The sequence below is a fragment of the Zavarzinia sp. genome (assembly GCF_041650655.1).
GTDB lineage: Bacteria > Pseudomonadota > Alphaproteobacteria > Zavarziniales > Zavarziniaceae > Zavarzinia.
The window spans coordinates 56,989-73,085 of sequence record NZ_JBAZKR010000004.1 but is presented as its reverse complement, the minus strand read 5'-3'; the positions used below and the strand labels follow the sequence as shown (position 1 = coordinate 73,085).

15 protein-coding genes are annotated in these 16,097 nt (G+C 69.1%); 8 read left to right on the top strand and 7 right to left on the bottom strand.

The features are described from left to right. From lpxA to WC493_RS01795, 5 genes are all read left to right on the top strand, one after another. On the top strand, nt 1-607 hold a 607-nt coding region (gene lpxA, locus WC493_RS01815; RefSeq protein WP_373061903.1), incomplete at its 5' end, for an acyl-ACP--UDP-N-acetylglucosamine O-acyltransferase. After that, nucleotides 594-1,445, top strand: coding sequence for an LpxI family protein (locus tag WC493_RS01810; RefSeq protein WP_373061901.1), 852 nt, complete (start codon nt 594-596; stop codon nt 1,443-1,445). The genes lpxA and WC493_RS01810, both read left to right, overlap by 14 nt. Beyond that, entirely contained in the window at nt 1,442-2,635 is a 1,194-nt protein-coding gene (lpxB, locus tag WC493_RS01805) for a lipid-A-disaccharide synthase (protein ID WP_373061899.1), read from the top strand. The genes WC493_RS01810 and lpxB overlap by 4 nt, the downstream gene beginning before the upstream one ends. Before the next feature lie 7 nt (nt 2,636-2,642). Continuing rightward, on the top strand, nt 2,643-3,698 hold the full coding sequence (locus WC493_RS01800) for a helix-turn-helix domain-containing protein (protein ID WP_373061897.1): 1,056 nt from the start codon (nt 2,643-2,645) through the stop codon (nt 3,696-3,698). A gap of 67 nt (nt 3,699-3,765) precedes the next feature. Beyond that, complete coding sequence (locus WC493_RS01795) at nt 3,766-5,133, top strand: serine hydrolase domain-containing protein (protein WP_373061895.1); 1,368 nt, start codon at nt 3,766-3,768, stop codon at nt 5,131-5,133. A 322-nt stretch (nt 5,134-5,455) separates the two neighbouring features. Here the strand turns inward: WC493_RS01795 and WC493_RS01790 are convergent, their stop codons facing one another. Together WC493_RS01790 and trxB are read right to left on the bottom strand one after the other, a co-directional pair. Beyond that, the gene (locus WC493_RS01790) at nt 5,456-6,346 is read right to left on the bottom strand and encodes a LysR family transcriptional regulator (RefSeq protein ID WP_373061907.1); all 891 of its coding nucleotides are present in this window, start codon (nt 6,344-6,346) and stop codon (nt 5,456-5,458) included. A 37-nt stretch (nt 6,347-6,383) separates the two neighbouring features. Beyond that, complete coding sequence (gene trxB, locus WC493_RS01785; protein ID WP_373061893.1) at nt 6,384-7,352, bottom strand: thioredoxin-disulfide reductase; 969 nt, start codon at nt 7,350-7,352, stop codon at nt 6,384-6,386. A gap of 282 nt (nt 7,353-7,634) precedes the next feature. On the opposite strand from trxB, the gene WC493_RS01780 reads away from it, so the two are divergent. Next, complete coding sequence (locus tag WC493_RS01780) at nt 7,635-8,132, top strand: Lrp/AsnC family transcriptional regulator (protein WP_373061891.1); 498 nt, start codon at nt 7,635-7,637, stop codon at nt 8,130-8,132. Between the two features lie 12 nt (nt 8,133-8,144). Here WC493_RS01780 and WC493_RS01775 read toward each other — a convergent pair whose 3' ends face one another. Continuing rightward, nucleotides 8,145-8,795, bottom strand: a complete 651-nt coding sequence (locus WC493_RS01775) for a hypothetical protein (RefSeq protein ID WP_373061889.1) — start codon at nt 8,793-8,795, stop codon at nt 8,145-8,147. A gap of 87 nt (nt 8,796-8,882) precedes the next feature. Then, a complete protein-coding gene (locus WC493_RS01770) occupies nt 8,883-10,916 on the bottom strand; it encodes a M24 family metallopeptidase (protein WP_373061887.1) in 2,034 nt (677 codons plus the stop codon). Between the two features lie 179 nt (nt 10,917-11,095). Between WC493_RS01770 and WC493_RS01765 the strand changes: the two genes are divergently transcribed. Beyond that, nucleotides 11,096-11,485, top strand: coding sequence for a DUF1127 domain-containing protein (locus tag WC493_RS01765; protein WP_373061885.1), 390 nt, complete (start codon nt 11,096-11,098; stop codon nt 11,483-11,485). 72 nt (nt 11,486-11,557) lie between these two features. Here the strand turns inward: WC493_RS01765 and WC493_RS01760 are convergent, their stop codons facing one another. From WC493_RS01760 to WC493_RS01750, 3 genes are read right to left on the bottom strand one after another with little or no spacing between them, the layout of a single operon-like run. Further along, complete coding sequence (locus WC493_RS01760) at nt 11,558-12,439, bottom strand: 50S ribosomal protein L11 methyltransferase (protein WP_373061883.1); 882 nt, start codon at nt 12,437-12,439, stop codon at nt 11,558-11,560. A gap of 7 nt (nt 12,440-12,446) precedes the next feature. After that, nucleotides 12,447-14,747 (bottom strand): ATP-dependent helicase, encoded by a 2,301-nt coding sequence (locus tag WC493_RS01755; protein WP_373061881.1) that lies wholly within the window; start codon nt 14,745-14,747, stop codon nt 12,447-12,449. Next, nucleotides 14,744-15,223: a thioesterase family protein gene (locus WC493_RS01750; RefSeq protein WP_373061879.1), complete on the bottom strand. Its 480-nt coding sequence runs from the start codon at nt 15,221-15,223 to the stop codon at nt 14,744-14,746. The genes WC493_RS01755 and WC493_RS01750 overlap by 4 nt, the downstream gene beginning before the upstream one ends. Before the next feature lie 108 nt (nt 15,224-15,331). Here WC493_RS01750 and WC493_RS01745 point away from each other — a divergent pair, with 108 nt between their 5' ends. Then, entirely contained in the window at nt 15,332-15,931 is a 600-nt protein-coding gene (locus WC493_RS01745) for a hypothetical protein (RefSeq protein ID WP_373061877.1), read from the top strand. Nucleotides 15,932-16,097: the final 166 nt, after the last annotated feature.

Here is a 16,097-nt window from a genome sequence, read left to right as displayed (position 1 = left end):
CCCGCCGCAGACGCTGCGCCCGATCGGGGACGACGTGCGCATCGTGATCGGCGAGCACACGATGATCCGCGAACATGCCACCATCCATCCGGGCACGGTGGGCGGCGGCGGTCTCACCTCGGTCGGCAACCACTGCCTGCTGATGGTTTCGAGCCATATCGGTCACGACTGCCATGTCGGCAACAATGTGGTGATGGCCAACAACGGCACGCTCGGCGGCCATGTGACGCTGGGCGACTTCGTCTATGTCGGCGGGCTCTCGGCGGTCCACCAGAACGTCCGGATCGGGGCGCACGCCATGATCGGCGGCATGTCCGGCGTGGAACAGGACGTGATTCCCTATGGCTCGGTCATGGGCAATCGCGCCTTCCTGGCCGGCCTCAACATCATCGGATTGAAGCGCCGCGGCTTCAGCCGCGAGCAGATCCATTCGCTGCGCCGGGCCTATCGCCTGCTCTTCGCCGACGAGGGCACGCTGGCCGAGCGTATCGCCGACTGCGCCGAGGAATTCGCCGACAGCGACGTGGTGATGGACGTGGTCGCCTTCATGCAGGCCGATTCCGCGCGCTCCTTCGTCCTGCCGCGCGCCGATCGTGGCGGCGCCTGAGGCCGCCGGCGGCGGCAAGCCGAAACTCGGCATCGTCGCCGGCGGCGGCGATCTGCCGGTGAAGCTGGTTGCCGCCTGCCGCCGGCAGCGACGGGCGTATTTCGTCGTCGGCCTGCGCGGTGCGGCGGTCGAACGGCCGGAGGACGGAATCGCCGACGCCTGGGCCTCGGTCGGTGAAATCGGGCGGGTGCTGGGCCTGCTGCGGGACGCCGGTTGTGCCGAAGTGGTGATGGCCGGCAATGTCGCCCGGCCCGATTTCTCCAGTATCCGCCTCGACTGGAAGGGCGTCCGGGTCATTCCCCGCATCGTCGCGGCGGCGCGCCGGGGCGACGAAGCGCTGCTGCGCTGCCTGGTCACCATTTTCGAAGAAGAGGGCTTTCGCGTCACCGGCGCGGACCAGGTGGTCGACGAACTGCTGCTGCCTGAAGGACCGCTGGGCGCCCATGGCCTGCCGGCCGCGTTGCGCGGCGATCTCGCCCGCGGCATCGAGGTGGTCGAGGCCATGGGCCGGGTGGATGTCGGCCAGGGGGCGGTCATCGTCGAAGGCTTGCCGCTCGCCGTCGAGGCGGCGGAGGGGACCGACCGCATGTTGGCGCGCTGCGCCGAACTCCGCCATGGCTGGACCCGGCGCGAGGGGCTTCTGGTGAAACTGCCCAAGCCGCAGCAGGAACGCCGCGTCGACCTGCCGACCATCGGCGTGCGCACGGTCGAGGGGGCCGCGGCGGCCGGTCTCGCTGGGATCGCGGCGGCGGCGGGGGCGACCTTGCTGATCGACCGGGCGGCCGTGATCGCCCAGGCCGATGCCCTCGGCCTTTTCGTGGTGGGGGTTCCCCGATGACCAATCTGCCGGGACTACGGCCGCTCAACGTCTTCGTGATCGCTGGCGAACCGTCGGGCGATGCCCTGGGGGCGCGCCTGATGGCGGCGCTCAAGCGCGAGACCGGCGGCAACATCCGTTTCTCCGGCGTCGGCGGACCCCTCATGTGCGCCGAGGGCATGGCGAGCCAGTTTCCCATGGCCGAATTGACCCTGCTCGGCGTCATGGAGGTGCTGCCCAAGGCGCTCCATGTGCTGCGCCGGGTGAACGAGGTGGCGGCCGCCATCATCGAGTCCCGGCCGGACGTCGTGGTGACCGTCGATGCGCCGGCCTTCGCCTTCCGGGTGGGCAAGAAGATCAAGGGCCGCGGCATTCCCCATGTCCACTATGTAGCGCCGACGGTCTGGGCCTGGCGGCCGCGGCGGGCCAAGATGGTGGCCGGCTTCCTGAACCATCTCCTGGTGCTCTTCCCCTTCGAGCCGCCTTATTTCGAGGTCCATGGCCTGGCCACCACCTTCGTCGGCCATTCGGTGGTCGAGGGGGCGGCCGATCTGCCGGCGCTCCAGGCGGCGGGGCAGGGGCTGCGGGCGCGCCTCGGCATCGCGCCCGAGCGGCCGGTCCTGGTCGTGCTGCCGGGCAGCCGGGGCAGCGAGGTGCGCCGGCTCGGCCCCGTGTTCGGCGACGCCCTGGGACTTGTGGCGCAGCGTTTCCCCGATCTCGCCGTGTTGGTGCCGACCGTGCCCAATGTCGCCGCCCTGGTGAAGCAGACCGTGGCCGCCTGGCCGGTGCCGGCGACCGTGCTCGAAGACGCGGCCGACAAGCTGCCCGCCATGGCGGCCGCCCGCGCCGCCCTGGCGGCCTCCGGCACCGTCGCGCTCGAGCTGGCACTCGCCGAGACGCCGGCCGTGGTCGCCTACCGCGCCAATCCGGTGAGCGCGCTGGTCTTCCGTCTGATGACCAAGGTCCGCTTCGTCAACCTGATCAACATCATGGAAGACCGCGCCGTGGTGCCGGAACTGTTGCAGTCCGCCTGCACACCGGAGCGCCTGGCGGCGGAAGTCGACCGCTTGTTGACCGACGACGGCGCCCGCCAGGACCAGATCGCATCCATGCACCGGGTGATGACCGCGCTCGGCCGCGGTGGGCCGGCCCCCTCGACCCGGGCGGCCCAGGCCATCCTGGCCGTGGCCGGACGCGTCGACAAGGGCTGAGGCCGCCGTGGCCGGCGCCCTGGACCTTCTGTTCCGCGGTGGCGCCGGCGTTCTTCTCCTGTTGCTGGCGTTCCGCCTGATGCGGGATTTCGCCAGGGTCACTGCGGCCCGGGCGGGGGCGGCTTTCGCCCTCGGGGTGGCGGCCTTGCTGGTCTGTTCGGCGCCGGGCGTGCACGAGGCGCTCGGTCCCTTCGCCGCGCCGGTGCTGGCCCTGGCGGCGGGCAACAACCTGGTCTTCTGGCTCTTCGCCGGGGCACTTTTCGACGAGGAATTCCGTTTCCGGCCCTGGCATGGGGCGGCCTGGGGGCTCGTCGTGGCGCTCGGCCTCGCCCATGGCTTCGGATTCGGCCCGGCGGAGCTGCTGCGACGGCTCCTGGCACTCCAGACCCTCGGCTTTTCGCTGGCGGCCGCTGCCATGGCCTTGGCGAGTTGGCGCGCCGACCTCGTCGAGCGCCGCCGTCGTCTCCGCCTTTTCGTCGTGCTGGCGGCGGCAGGGCACACGGTGACGAGCGGCCTCGCCGGGCTGATCGGGCCGGGCGGGCCGGCACTGAGCGATCCGCTGGGTACCGGGGCGATCCTGGCGATCGCCGCCGTGGTCGCCGCCACCCTGCTGCGGGTTGACGGTGCCAGCCTGTTCCCCGTCGCAGCGCCGGCGGGCGTGGCGCCGGCACCTGCGGCCGATCCCGCGGCCGTTGCCGCCCTGGAACGGGCGATGACGGTCGAACGCCTCTACCGGCAGGAGGGGCTGACCATCGGCCGGCTCGCCCAGGCCCGGGGAATGCCGGAATACCGGATGCGCCGGCTGATCAACCAGGGCCTCGGCTACCGCAATTTCACCGCCTTCCTGAACCACTACCGTTTGGGCGAGGTGAAGGCGGCGCTGGCCGATCCCGAACAGGCCGCGGTACCGATCCTGACCCTGGCGCTCGATGCCGGCTTCAACTCCCTCGGCCCCTTCAACCGCGCCTTCCGGGTCGAGACGGGCATGACGCCGAGCGATTTCCGCCGCGTTGCCCTGGCCGATTCCAGAATCGGCCAGCCGGCGCGGCGTCGGGGCGGCTGATTTTCGACTTCGGCGAGACCGTGGCACCGGGGCCGGCCAGGGTGGGGCACCCGAACCGGAGATCGTCATGAACCGCCGTCTTCTTTCCGTCCTCGCTGTCGCCGTCCTGGGGGTGGTCGCCGGCTGCGACAGCCTCGGCCGCGCCGTCGCCGTGCCGGTCCATCTCGCCAGCCATCAGCTCTGCTCGGCCGTCTTCGTCGGCGGGCTCGATGCCGATGGCTTCTACCGCGACGGGATCGCGCCGCAGATCGCTCCGCTCGGCGGATTGATCACCTATCGGGTCGACCGGGCGGCGCAGGCGGTGACGGCGGATCTGGCCGGGCTGGTGGTCAGCCGCGCGGTCTATCGCGGCGCGATCGGCTGTCAGATCGACCATGGGGGAGACATGGCCCCGCTCGAAATTCCGGCGACCACCGCCCCGAGATCACCGATCGCGGGGCCGGAGCCGGTCACCCCGTCCGATTCCGGCCTCGCCAAGGCCATGGACATGGCTTTCGCCGAGACGGAGGCGGCGCCTTACCGCGCCACCAAGGCGGTGGTGATTCTGCATGACGGCAAAGTGATCGCCGAGCGCTATGCCCCGGGTTACGGCGTGGAGACGCCCATGATCGGCTGGTCCATGACCAAGTCGGTGACCAATGCCCTGGCCGGCATCCTGGTCCGCCAGGGCCGGCTGAGCCTGGTGCAATCGCCCTTCGCCGATCCGGCCGATCCGCGCCACGGCATCACCGTCGAACATCTGTTGCGCATGACCAGTGGGCTCGATTTCGGCCAATCCCTGCGCCACAACTGGGCCAGCGCCTTCGATCCCTCGACCCAGATGGAATTCGACGCGCCCGACATGGCGGCGGAGGCCGCTGCCGCCCCCCTCGCGGCGGCGCCGGGCACGACCTGGACCTATTCCAACGGCAATACGATGTTGCTCGCCCGCATGATCCGCGACGCGGTCGGCGGCGATGCCGCTGCGGTGCTGCGCTTTGCCGAGCGGGAACTGTTCGACAAGCTGGGACTGGAGCATCCGGTCCTGGAATTCGATGGTACGGGTACGCCCGTCGGCTGTTCCCACATGTGGGCGACGGCCCGGGACTGGGCGCGTTTCGCCGAACTCTATCTCGACGACGGTGTCGTGGCGGGCGAGCGGCTGCTGCCCGAAGGCTGGGTCGCGTTCAGCGCGCGGCCGACCTCGGGGAGCGAAAATTACGGCTATGGCGCCGGCTTTTGGACCAATCGGGGTACGGGGCGGGGGGCCGCCATCCGGATCGCCGGCGGCATGCCGCCCGATGCCTTCATGGCGCGCGGCAACCAGGGCCAATATGCGATCGTCGTGCCCTCGGCCCGGCTGGTCGTCGTCCGCTTAGGCATGGCCTTCACCGAACGCGACGACATGGACGCGGTCGCCCATCTGGTCGGTGCCGCCGTCGAGGCCGTGAAATGAGCAAAAAAAAGCCGGGCCACGAAGGCCCGGCAAGTCATACAGGGAGGCTTCACGTCCAAAGATCGTGAAGGTGGTCAGGAGGAATGGGGGGCAAACCGCCTGACCGGATGCAGGACCGGGGGAGGAGAGTGGTCCGGCATCCAAGGCCGCTGCAAGCAGCGGCGTCGAAGAAATATTTACTGCCGCGCCGCCAGATCCACCATTGCGATTGCGAGCGCGGGCCGCTGCAAAAAATGCATGGAACTCGCGACCAATAAAAATCCCTGCCAGATCAACGACCTGACAGGGATGTTCGTTTGTTGCAGTGCGAAATCGCAGTGCGTCAGAAGCCCCACTCCGCGACTTTGCGGAGCATGAAGTCGCGGAATACCGCGATCCGCTTGGTGTCGCGCAGCTCTTCCGGATAGACGAAATAGGTGTCGAAGGTGGGGCCGCCGCTCTCCGGCAGGATCTGGGTCAGCTTCGGATTGCCGCGGGCCACATAGTCGGGCAGGGCGGCGATGCCGAGGCCGGATTCGACCGCGAGCATGAGGGCGTAGATGTTGTTCACCGTGAACACCGGCTTGCGCGGCCTCGTCGGATCGGACGATTTGGCGAGCAGCCAGTTCACGTCGGCCAGCGGCTGCGGCACCGAGGCGCCATAGGCGAGGATGGCGTGTTCGTCCAGGTCGTCGACCGTCTTCGGCGCGCCGAAACGCTTCAGATAGGCGGGCGCGGCATAGAGGTGGTTGGTCACCTGCACCAGGCGGCGCTGCACCAGGTCGGCCTGCACCGGGGCGCGGAAGCGGATGGCGATATCCGCCTCGCGCATGCCGAGGTCGAGCTCGTCGTCGTCCAGGATCAGATGGACCCGGATGTCGGGATAGAGATCCGAGAATTCCTTGATGCGCGGTGTCAGCCACAGCATGCCGAAGCTGACCGTGGTGGTGACCCGGAGTTCGCCGCGCGGCTTGTCCTTGGTGTCGGCCAGCATGGCCTCCGCCATCGCCAGCTTGGCGAAGACGTCATGCGCGGTGCGGAACAGAAGTTCGCCCTGCTCGGTCAGGATCAGGCCGCGGGCATGGCGATGGAACAGCGAAACCTTGAGGCTTTCCTCGAGCGCGCTGATCTGCCGGCTGACCGCAGACTGGGAGAGGTTCAGCACCTCGCCCGCATGGGTGAAGCTTCCCGCCTCGGCGACGGCGTGGAAGATTCGCAGTTTGTCCCAATCCATCATCGCGCGCCCCCCATATGCGCACGCAAGGCCGTCGTCACTCGGCTGCTGCCGCTTGTTCGTTGTCGTTCTGACCCAGGAACCGCTCCGCTTCCAGGGCGGCCATGCAGCCCATGCCGGCGGCGGTCACCGCCTGGCGGAAGACGTGATCCTTGACGTCGCCCGCGGCGAACACGCCGGGGATCGACGTCGCCGTCGAATCCGGTGCGGTCAGCAGGTAACCCTGGTCGTCCATCGGCAGCTGGCCCTTGAACAGCTCGGTCGCCGGGCTGTGGCCGATGGCGACGAAGAGGCCGTCGGTCGCGAGTTCGCTCACCGCCCCGGTTTCGAGGTTGCGCAGGCGCACGGCGGTGACGCCCGGCGGATCGTCGGTGCCCAGCACTTCCTCGACCGCGCTGTGCCAGATCACCGAGACCTTGGGATGGGCGAGCAGACGGCGCTGGTTGGTCTTGTCGGCGCGCAGCTCGCCCCGGCGGTGCACCAGGGTGACATGGGCGGCGTGATTGGTCAGATAGAGCGCTTCCTCGACCGCGGAATTGCCGCCGCCGACGACGACGACCTGTTTGCCGCGGTAGAAGAAACCGTCGCAGGTGGCGCAGGCCGAGACGCCGAAGCCCTGGAAGCGCTTCTCCGATTCGAGGCCCAGCCATTTGGCGCTGGCGCCGGTCGCGATGATCAGCGTGTCGGCCGTGTAGATCGTGCCGGAATCGCCGGTCAGGGTGAAGGGCCGGCGGGAGAGGTCGACCGCCGTGATCACGTCGTCGATGATGGTGGTGCCGACATGGCGGGCCTGGGCCTCCATTTGCTCCATCAGCCAGGGCCCCTGGATCGCATCGGCGAAGCCGGGGAAATTCTCGACCTCGGTCGTGATGGTCAACTGGCCGCCCGGGGTCAGGCCGCGCACCATCACCGGATCGAGGCAGGCGCGCGCGGCATAGATCGCCGCGGTACAGCCGGCGGGACCGGACCCGATGACGAGGACCCTCGCGTGACGACGCTCGGACATGGCTCACTGCTCCCTGTTCTGGTCGTGCCGGGCGCATGATCTGGCGCAACGACACGCGGCGAGAATCGCCCATATAGGGTTCCCATCAGCTCCATGTTATGCGCTGCGAGCATGGCCCGCCAAGAGGCGGCGCGAGGCTTTTGCAGTGCAACTTGACGGCGACTGATTCTGCCGCTTATTCAGCCCGGAGTCGGCCTTTGCCGCGCTCGTTGCGGGCAAACGTGAAATTTTCTTTCGTATTGCCCGGCCGGGCACGATAATGCGCCGCCGAAGGGGGAGCGCATGACCAAGGTAAAGCTTGACGAGATCGACCTGCAGATCCTGGACCACCTGCAGACCGACGGCCGGATGACCAATGTCGACCTGGCCCGCCAAGTCGGGATTTCGGCGCCACCCTGCCTTCGCCGGGTCCGGGCGCTCGAGGAATCCGGCTATATCAAAGGCTACCACGCCGAGGTGGATGCCGAGGCGCTGGGCTTCGAGGTCACGGTCTTCGCCATGGTCGGCCTGGCCTCCCAGGCCGAATCGGATCTCGTCGCCTTCGAGGAGCGGGTGCGGGCCATGCCGCTGGTCCGCGAATGCTGGATGCTGAACGGCGAAATCGACTTCATCCTGAAGATCGTGGCCCGCGACCTGGCCGAATTCCAGGGCTTCCTGACCCGCGAACTGACGCCGGCGCCCAATGTCGCCAGCGTGAAGACCAGTTTCACGATCCGGAACGGCAAGCACGCGCCGGGCGTGCCCTTCGGCTTGGCGCCGCGGCCGCACCGGACGCGGTGAACGAGGCTTCCGTCAGGCCGCCCGGGCGTTGACGGCCAGCAGGCCGCCGTCGCCGATGGCGCCGCGGCCGGGCACCACGATGCGGGGCCGGCCGAAGCGGGCGATCACCGAGCGCAGGGCATGGCGCCGCGGCGCCGCCGAATCGCGCGCGGCCTCGGCCGCCGGCAGGACCATGGCGCCACCAAAGAGCAGGCCCGAATCCTCGATATAGACGACGGTATTGCCGCGGGTGCGGGCGGCGCCCGGGTGGAAGACCTCGAGCTGGCGGCCGCCGACGTCGAAGGACAGCGCTTCGCCGGCCCAGCCGGTCGCCGGCACCGGCAGGCCGCGCGACAGGGCGGCGGCCACGGTGGTCTCGTGGGCGAGGCTCGGCAGGTGGCGGGCGTGCAGGGCGTCGAGCCCGCCCAGGCGGTCCGTCTCGGCTTCGCTGCCGTAGAAGCCGAGGGGGGCGCCAGTGGTCAGGCGGTCGACCGTGCCGAGCAGGCGTTCGGTATCGGCCGCGGTCCAGGCGGTGTCGATCAGCAGGGCGGCGTTCAGCCCGACCACGACCAGACCGTTGGAGGCGATCAGGGCACCCCTGGCGTCATGGTCGAAAGAGGTGTGCAGATAGATGCCATCGGCGATCCGGCGAAGCTCGGGCGTCGGCACTGCGGTGTTCTGCATGATCGCGGCCCCCTTCCGCCGCGCCGGGAAGATGGCGCGGCGATCGGGCGGCGGTCGGGCGAGGTCGTGGCGAAATTGAGGCGGGCGTCAGCTCAGCGGGGCGGTCGCCGCGGCCAGCCAGGCCCTTGTCCGGGCATCGACCAGGGGCGAGACCGCGGACATCACACGGGCGTGATAGGCGTCGACCTGGGCGATCTCGGCCGGGGTCAGCAGGGCGGTCTCGATCAGGCGGCGGTCGTAGGGCACCAGGGTCAGGGTCTCGAAGCCCAGCATCTCGCGCTCCGCCCCCGGCGGATCGGGCAACCGCGTGACCACGATCAAGGTCTCTATCCGGATGCCGTAGGCCCCGGTCTTGTAGTAGCCGGGCTCGTTCGAGACGATCATGCCGGGCTGCAGCGCCACCGTGTTCGGCATCTTGGAGATCCGCTGCGGCCCTTCGTGAACGCAGAGGAAACTGCCGACGCCATGGCCGGTGCCATGGTCATAGTCGAGCCCCGCCTGCCACAGCGGGCTGCGCGCCAGGATATCGAGCTGCGAGCCCGAGGTGCCGGCCGGAAACCGCGCGGCGCCCAGGGCGAGGTGACCTTTCAGGACCAGGGTGTAACGATTGCGGTGCTCCGGGCTCGGGCTGCCCAGGGCCAGCGTCCGGGTAACATCCGTGGTGCCGTCCGGATATTGCGCACCCGAATCGAGCAGCAGCAGGCTGCCGGGATCGAGGCGGCGGGCGGTCGCCGGGGTGGCGCGGTAGTGGACGATGGCGCCGTTCGGCCCGGCACCCGCGATGGTATCGAAGCTCGGACCGCGAAACAGGGCGTGGCGCGCCCGGGCGTGGGCCAGACGCTCTACCACGTCGAGTTCGTCCAGGGTCTCGCCGGCAGCGAGCGAGTCGTCGAGCTGGCGCAGGAAGACGGCGATGGCGGCACCGTCGCGCACATGGGCGGCCCGGCTGCCGGCGACTTCGACCGGGTTCTTGATCGCGCGCGGCAGGGCGCAGGGGTCGAGTCCGGGCAGGGGGGTGCCGCCCGCCGCCTCGATCCGGCTGGAGAGCCAGACCGCGCCGGTCGCCTGATCGATCCGGACCCGCGCCCCGGCGGCGCCGAGGGCATCGAGCGCCGGCCCCAGGTCTTCCGGTGCCGCGACCGTGACCCGGTTGCCCAGGTGGTGGCGAGCCGCTGGGGTCACCTTGGCGGGATCGACGAAGAGGCGGACGTGGCCGCCATCGGCTGCTTCCAGCACGGCGAAGCCAAGGCTCAAGGGATTGTTCGGCACGTCCATGCCGCGCACGTTGAGGAGCCAGGCGAGGCCGTCCGGCGCGCTGATCACGGCGGCGTCGAGCCTGTCGGCGGCCAGCGCGCGGGCGAGGCGGGCGATCTTGTCCTCATGCGCTTCGCCGGCCAGTGCCAGGTCCTGCACGATCATGGGCGAGAGAGGGGCGGGGGGCCGGCCGTTCCAGATCGCATCGACGGGATTGTCTTCGACCGCGACCAGTTCGGCGCCCGCCGCCGCCGCCGCGCGTTCGATCGCGGCGATGCCGGCCTTGGTGTGGAGCCACGGGTCGAAGCCCAGCACGTCGCCCGGCTTCAGGGCCGCGGCCAGCCAGTCGGCCGGCGGCTCCTCGATCAGGTGCCGGGGCGCGAAGAGGGCGGTGTCGACCTGGTCGCGCACCTGGAGCGTATAGCGCCCGTCGACGAAGATCGCGGCCCGGTCGGCCAGCACCACGGCGAGCCCGGCCGAGCCGCTGAAGCCGGTCAGCCAGGCCAGGCGCTGGGCCGACGGCGGGATGTATTCGCCCTGGTGCTGGTCCGCCAGGGGGACCAGGAAACCGGTCAGGCCGCGGCGCGCCATTTCGGTGCGAAGCGCGGCCCGGCGGTCGGCGCTGGCGGCCCGGCCTTCGGCGATCGGGGCGAGCAGGCGGGGTCGGGCGGCGCCGACCAGGCGGGCGATCGCCTGCGCCGCTTCGGGGCCGGCACCGGGGGCCACCACGGCGGCCAGATCGGCCGGTCGTTCCGCCATACCGGCCGCTGCAGCAGCCAGGCGGCCCGTGATTTCGTCCGAATCGCCCAGGGCGGCGAGATCGACCGGATCGAAGAGGGCCTGCAGAGCCGGCTCCGATGTGCTCATTTTTTCACCTCTTTCGGGCCTGCGCGATGTGTCGTGCCAAGAAGCTATGCATTTAGTGGGACGATACTTTGTTTCCAATGCGCTGGACGCATATCTCCGCTGTCTGCGCCCCCCTGACCGGGCTTCGCTGCACCGCGTATATAGGTATCGACGGTAACGCCAACCAAGGGAGAAGCACCATGGCTTACTTTCCGACCAAGGCGTCCCGCTCGCATGTTGGGTACGGTTTCGGTAGTGCCGAGAGTTTCATCACGGGGCCTGCGCTGGTGACGGCGCGCGTTCTGCCGCTGGTGGGGCTGGGCATCTTCGTTTGGGAGATCCTGATGTTTGTTGCCAAGGGTCCAAAAATGCTGATGCAGGCGCTGTCCGGCTTCTGGGCGCGTCAGCGCCTCCGTGCCGAATTGTCCGCTCTTGACGACCGTATGCTGTCCGATATCGGGCTGGAACGCGGTCTGATCGATGGCGTCGTCGCCGGACGTATTCGGCGGGATGCCAAAGTGCCGGCGACGGCAAAGGCGACTCCGGCTACCGCGGCGAATGAAAACGCCGCGCGGAAGAGCGCTGCTTGAGGCATCCGGTGCACCCGTCGGTGCGCCGAACATTGTGACGAGACGCCGTGCTGGGCGATCCCGGTCCGCCCCTCAGGGAGCGAGCACCAGGGTCGCCCAGCCGTCTTTCCGGATCCTGTCTTCGAGGAAGAGGCCGCGCGTCCTGAACGCGGTCAGTACCATCTGCTCCTGGCCGACCAGCAGGCCCGACAGCACGACCCGTCCGTTCCCCGCCAGAATGTCCGAGAGCTGATCGGCCAGCAGCATGAGCGGCCGGGCCAGGATATTGGCGATGATCAGGTCGAAGGGTGCGGTCGCCTGGATCTTCCGCTCGCGCACGCCGTCCGCCACCGTATAACGGGCAGCATTCCAGATGCCATTGTCGGCGGCATTCCTGCGCGCCGTCTCGACCGCCACGGGGTCGACGTCGCTGGCCCACAGCACGGGCGGATGCCACAGTTTCTCCGCCACCATGGCGAGGATGCCGGAGCCGCAGCCGACGTCGATCACCTTGGCGAAACGGCGCCGTTTCGCCAGGCGTTCCAGGGCGAGCACGCAGCCGGCCGTGGTGGCATGGCGCCCGGTGCCGAAGGCGAGGCCGGCCTCGATTTCGAGCGGAATCGCCGCGACCGGCGGCATTTCCGGCGCGTCCGGCCCATGGATCCAGAAGCGGCCGATGGCGAGCGGGCTCAGGATCTTCTGCGTCTCCGACACCCAGTCGACGTCGGGCAGCACGCGCCATTCGATTTCGGGCAGTTCGATCCCGGCGATCTCGGCCGCCTGGACCAGGGCATCCGCCAGTTCCTCGCGGTCGCCGTCGGGGCCGAGCAGGGCTTCGAGGGTCCAGGTGGCACCGTCGTCCTTGGTCATGGTGGTGAGTGCCACCACGAGGTCGGAGAGCATCAGCTCGAAGGCGCCGACCGCTTCGGGCGGCAGCGTCAGATGGGCTTCGATCAGCCCGGCACCGGGGTTCATGGAGTCCTCACGCCTTGGTGACGAAGGCGGCGATCACCTTTTTGGCGCCGGCCTTGTCGAAAGTGATGTCTAGCTTGTTGCCGTCGATCCTGGTGATCCGGCCGTGGCCGAATTTCTGGTGGAAGACGCGCTCGCCGGTGACGAAATCGTCGCCCGTGTTGTCGGTCGCCACCATGCGCTCGACGGGCAGGTCGATGGTCCGCGCCGCGGCCCGCTGGAAACCGGGGCTCAGGCCCCGGGTGCCGAAAGTATCTTCGCGGAGTGCCGTGCCGAAGGGCTTTTCCGGCGCCGAGCCGCCCCAGAGGCCCGGTTGTGCCTCGATCTGCACGTGATCGCGCGGCAATTCGTCGATGAAGCGGGACGGAATGGCGCTCTGCCACTGGTTGTAGATGCGGCGGTTGGCGGCATGGGAGACGATCGCCGTCTCGCGCGCCCTTGTCAGCCCGACATAGGCGAGGCGGCGTTCCTCTTCGAGGCCGGAGAGGCCGTTCTCGTCGAGGCTCCGCTGCGAGGGGAACAGGCCTTCCTCCCAGCCGGGCAGGAAGACGACGGGGAATTCCAGGCCCTTGGCGCCGTGCAGCGTCATCAGGGTGACCATGTCCTGGTCGGCGTCGCCCCGTTCGATCTCCATCACCAGGGCGACATGGTCGAGGAAGGCGGAGAGCGACTCGAAGCCCGCCATGGCGTCGACCAGTTCCTTCAGGTTGTCGAGCCGGCCCGGCGCCTCGGCCGATTTGTCCGCCTGCCACATCGCCGTGTAACCCGATTCGTCCAGCACCGTCTCGGCCAGTTCGGTGTGGGGCAGGTCGCGGGCGGCGGCGCGCCAGCGGGCGAAATTGCCGATCAGGTCGCGCAATGTGGCGCGCGCCTTGGGCTTCAGCTCGTCGGTCTCGACGATCAGCGAGGCAGCGTGATGGAGCGAGATGCCGCGCGCCCTGGCCATCACGTGCAATTGCTGGACCGTGGTGTCGCCCAGGCCCCGTTTGGGCACGTTGACGATCCGCTCGAAGGCGAGATCGTCGTCCGGCTGCATCACGACCCGGAAATAGGCCATGGCATCGCGGATTTCCTGGCGCTCGTAGAAGCGCGGGCCGCCGATCACGCGGTAGGGCAGGCCGGTCGCCACGAAGCGCTCTTCGAAGGCGCGGGTCTGATGACCGGCGCGCACCAGGATCGCCATCTCGGAAAGGCGCCGGCCGCGGCCGCGCATTCCTTCGATCAGGTCGGCGGTAGCGCGGGCCTCCTCCTCGCCGTCCCAATAGCCGACGACGCGGACCTTCTCGCCCATCTCGTCCTCGGTCCACAGGGTCTTACCGAGGCGGCCTTCGTTGGCCGCGATCAGGCCGGAGGCGGCGGCCAATATGTGGCCGGTGGAGCGGTAGTTGCGTTCGAGGCGGATCACCGTGGCGCCCGGGAAATCCTGCTCGAAGCGCAGGATGTTGCCGACCTCGGCGCCGCGCCAGCCGTAGATCGACTGGTCGTCGTCGCCGACGCAGCAGAGATTGCGCCACTTCCGGGCGAGCAGGCGGAGCCACAGATATTGGGCGACGTTGGTGTCCTGATATTCGTCGACCAGGATATATTTGAAGCGCCGCTGCCAATCCTCCAGCACGTCCGCATGGTTCTGGAAGATGGTGATGACGTGGAGCAGGAGGTCGCCGAAATCGGCGGCGTTCAGGGTCTTCAGCCGCTCCTGATAGGCGGCGTAGAGCTGCTTGCCCTTGCCGTCAGCGAAGGAATGGGCGTCTTCCGAGCCGAGGCGGTCGGGCGTCAGGGCGCGGTTCTTCCAGCGGTCGATCAGGGTGGCCAGGCTGCGTGCCGGGAAGCGCTTCTCGTCCATCCCCTCGGCCGCCAGGATCTGCTTCATCAGGCGGATCTGGTCGTCGGCGTCCAGGATGGTGAAATTGGGCTGCAGGCCGACGAGTTCGGCGTGGCGGCGCAGGATGCGCGCCGCGATCGAATGGAAGGTGCCGAGCCAGCTCATCCCCTCGGCCACGCCGCCGATCAGGGCGGCGACGCGCTGCTGCATCTCGCGCGCGGCCTTGTTGGTGAAGGTCACGGCCAGGATCTGGCCGGGCCAAGCCTTGTTCTGGTGCAGGAGATGGGCGATCCGGGTGGTCAGCACGCGGGTCTTGCCGGTGCCGGCACCAGCCAGCACCAGCACGGGGCCGTCGGTCGCCTCGACCGCGGCGCGCTGCTCGGGATTGAGGCCGTCGAGATAGAAGGGCTGGGCGGCCGGGGCCGAAGGGGCGGGCACCGCCGGCCCGTCGTCATCCCAGCCGGCGGGGTCGAAGGGATCGATGCTCATCGCTTCAGGCCGATCGACTGGCCGAGGCCTTCCGGCCGGGGCAGCAGGGCATGGGCTGCCAGCATCTCGGCGAACAGGGCTTGATGCGCCTCCGGCATGGGGGCGGAGCGGCGGCGGTCGAGATCGACGTGGAGGGCCACCTGTTCCGAGGTCGCGGCCAGGAAGCCCGACTCGCCGTGGCGCATCTCCATGAAGTAATGCAGGCGCTTGGGGTCGCGGTCGATCAGCAGGAAGGAAAAAGCCAGGGGATCACCCTGGGTCACTTCCTGGAGATAGCGGACATTGGTCTGCAGCACGAAGAAGGAGTGATTCGTCCGCTCGACATAGGCTTTGCCGCAGTCGAAGCGGTCGAAGGCGCGGTCCAGCGCCTGGTCGAAGGCCAGCGTGTAATAGCCGACATTCATGTGGCCGTTGTAGTCGATCCATTCGGGTCGGACGACGGCTTGGCCGCAGTCGAGGGGGGCTTCGATAGACATGGCCGGATCATAGAGAGAAGGGCAGGGGCTGGGAAGGGTGCGGCCGGAACCGCCAGACTGCGGCCGGGTTTCAGATCTGGGTGGGGCGGCAATTGCGGAGACGGGACCATGTCCGATCGATTCACGCAGATTCCGAAAGCGGCCTTCCTGGCCCTGCTTCTCGGCGGGGCAGCCCTCGCGGCGGCCCCCGTCGCCCTCGATGCCGCCCTGGCCAAGGGTAATGGCGGCGGTGGCGGCGGTGGCGGTGGCGGTGGCGGTGGTGGCAATGGTGGCGGCAACGGCGGTGGCAACGCGGGCGATCACGGCAATGCCGGCGACCACGGCGCGGCTGCCGGCAAGGGCGCTGGCGATGCCTCGGCCCACGGCCGCAGTACGGCCGAGCAAGCAGCGGTGAACGGTCTCGAGCATTCGACCCGCGGCAGGGCATTGGCCGACGCGGCCGAGACCTATGCCCATCCGGACGACCTCGGGGCGCTGAACGCCGCCCATGCTTCGCCGACTGCGCTCGCCCATGCCGCCCCCGATTCGGCGGTCGGCAAGATCGCATCCTATGACACCGCCCGCACGGCCGCCCTGGGGCTGACCGATCCGGTGGCGCGCGATGCCGCCTTGGCTGCCGCTGCGGCGCGACTGGCGGCCGATTTCGGCATGACCCTCGGCCCGGCAGAGATCGCCGCTGTGGACACGATTCTGGACAGCCGCAAGTGATGCGGGGCGCTCACGCCCCGGGGCGACGGCCGCTGCCGCCGAGCGGAGGGCGCTTCGACAGGCAGTTTGCCGAGTGTGATCCACGACATTGGCACGGCGGGGCCGGTTTGTTAGCGTCCATGGCGAAAGTGCTTGCCTGAAGCATCGTCGGGGGACGGTCGGGACG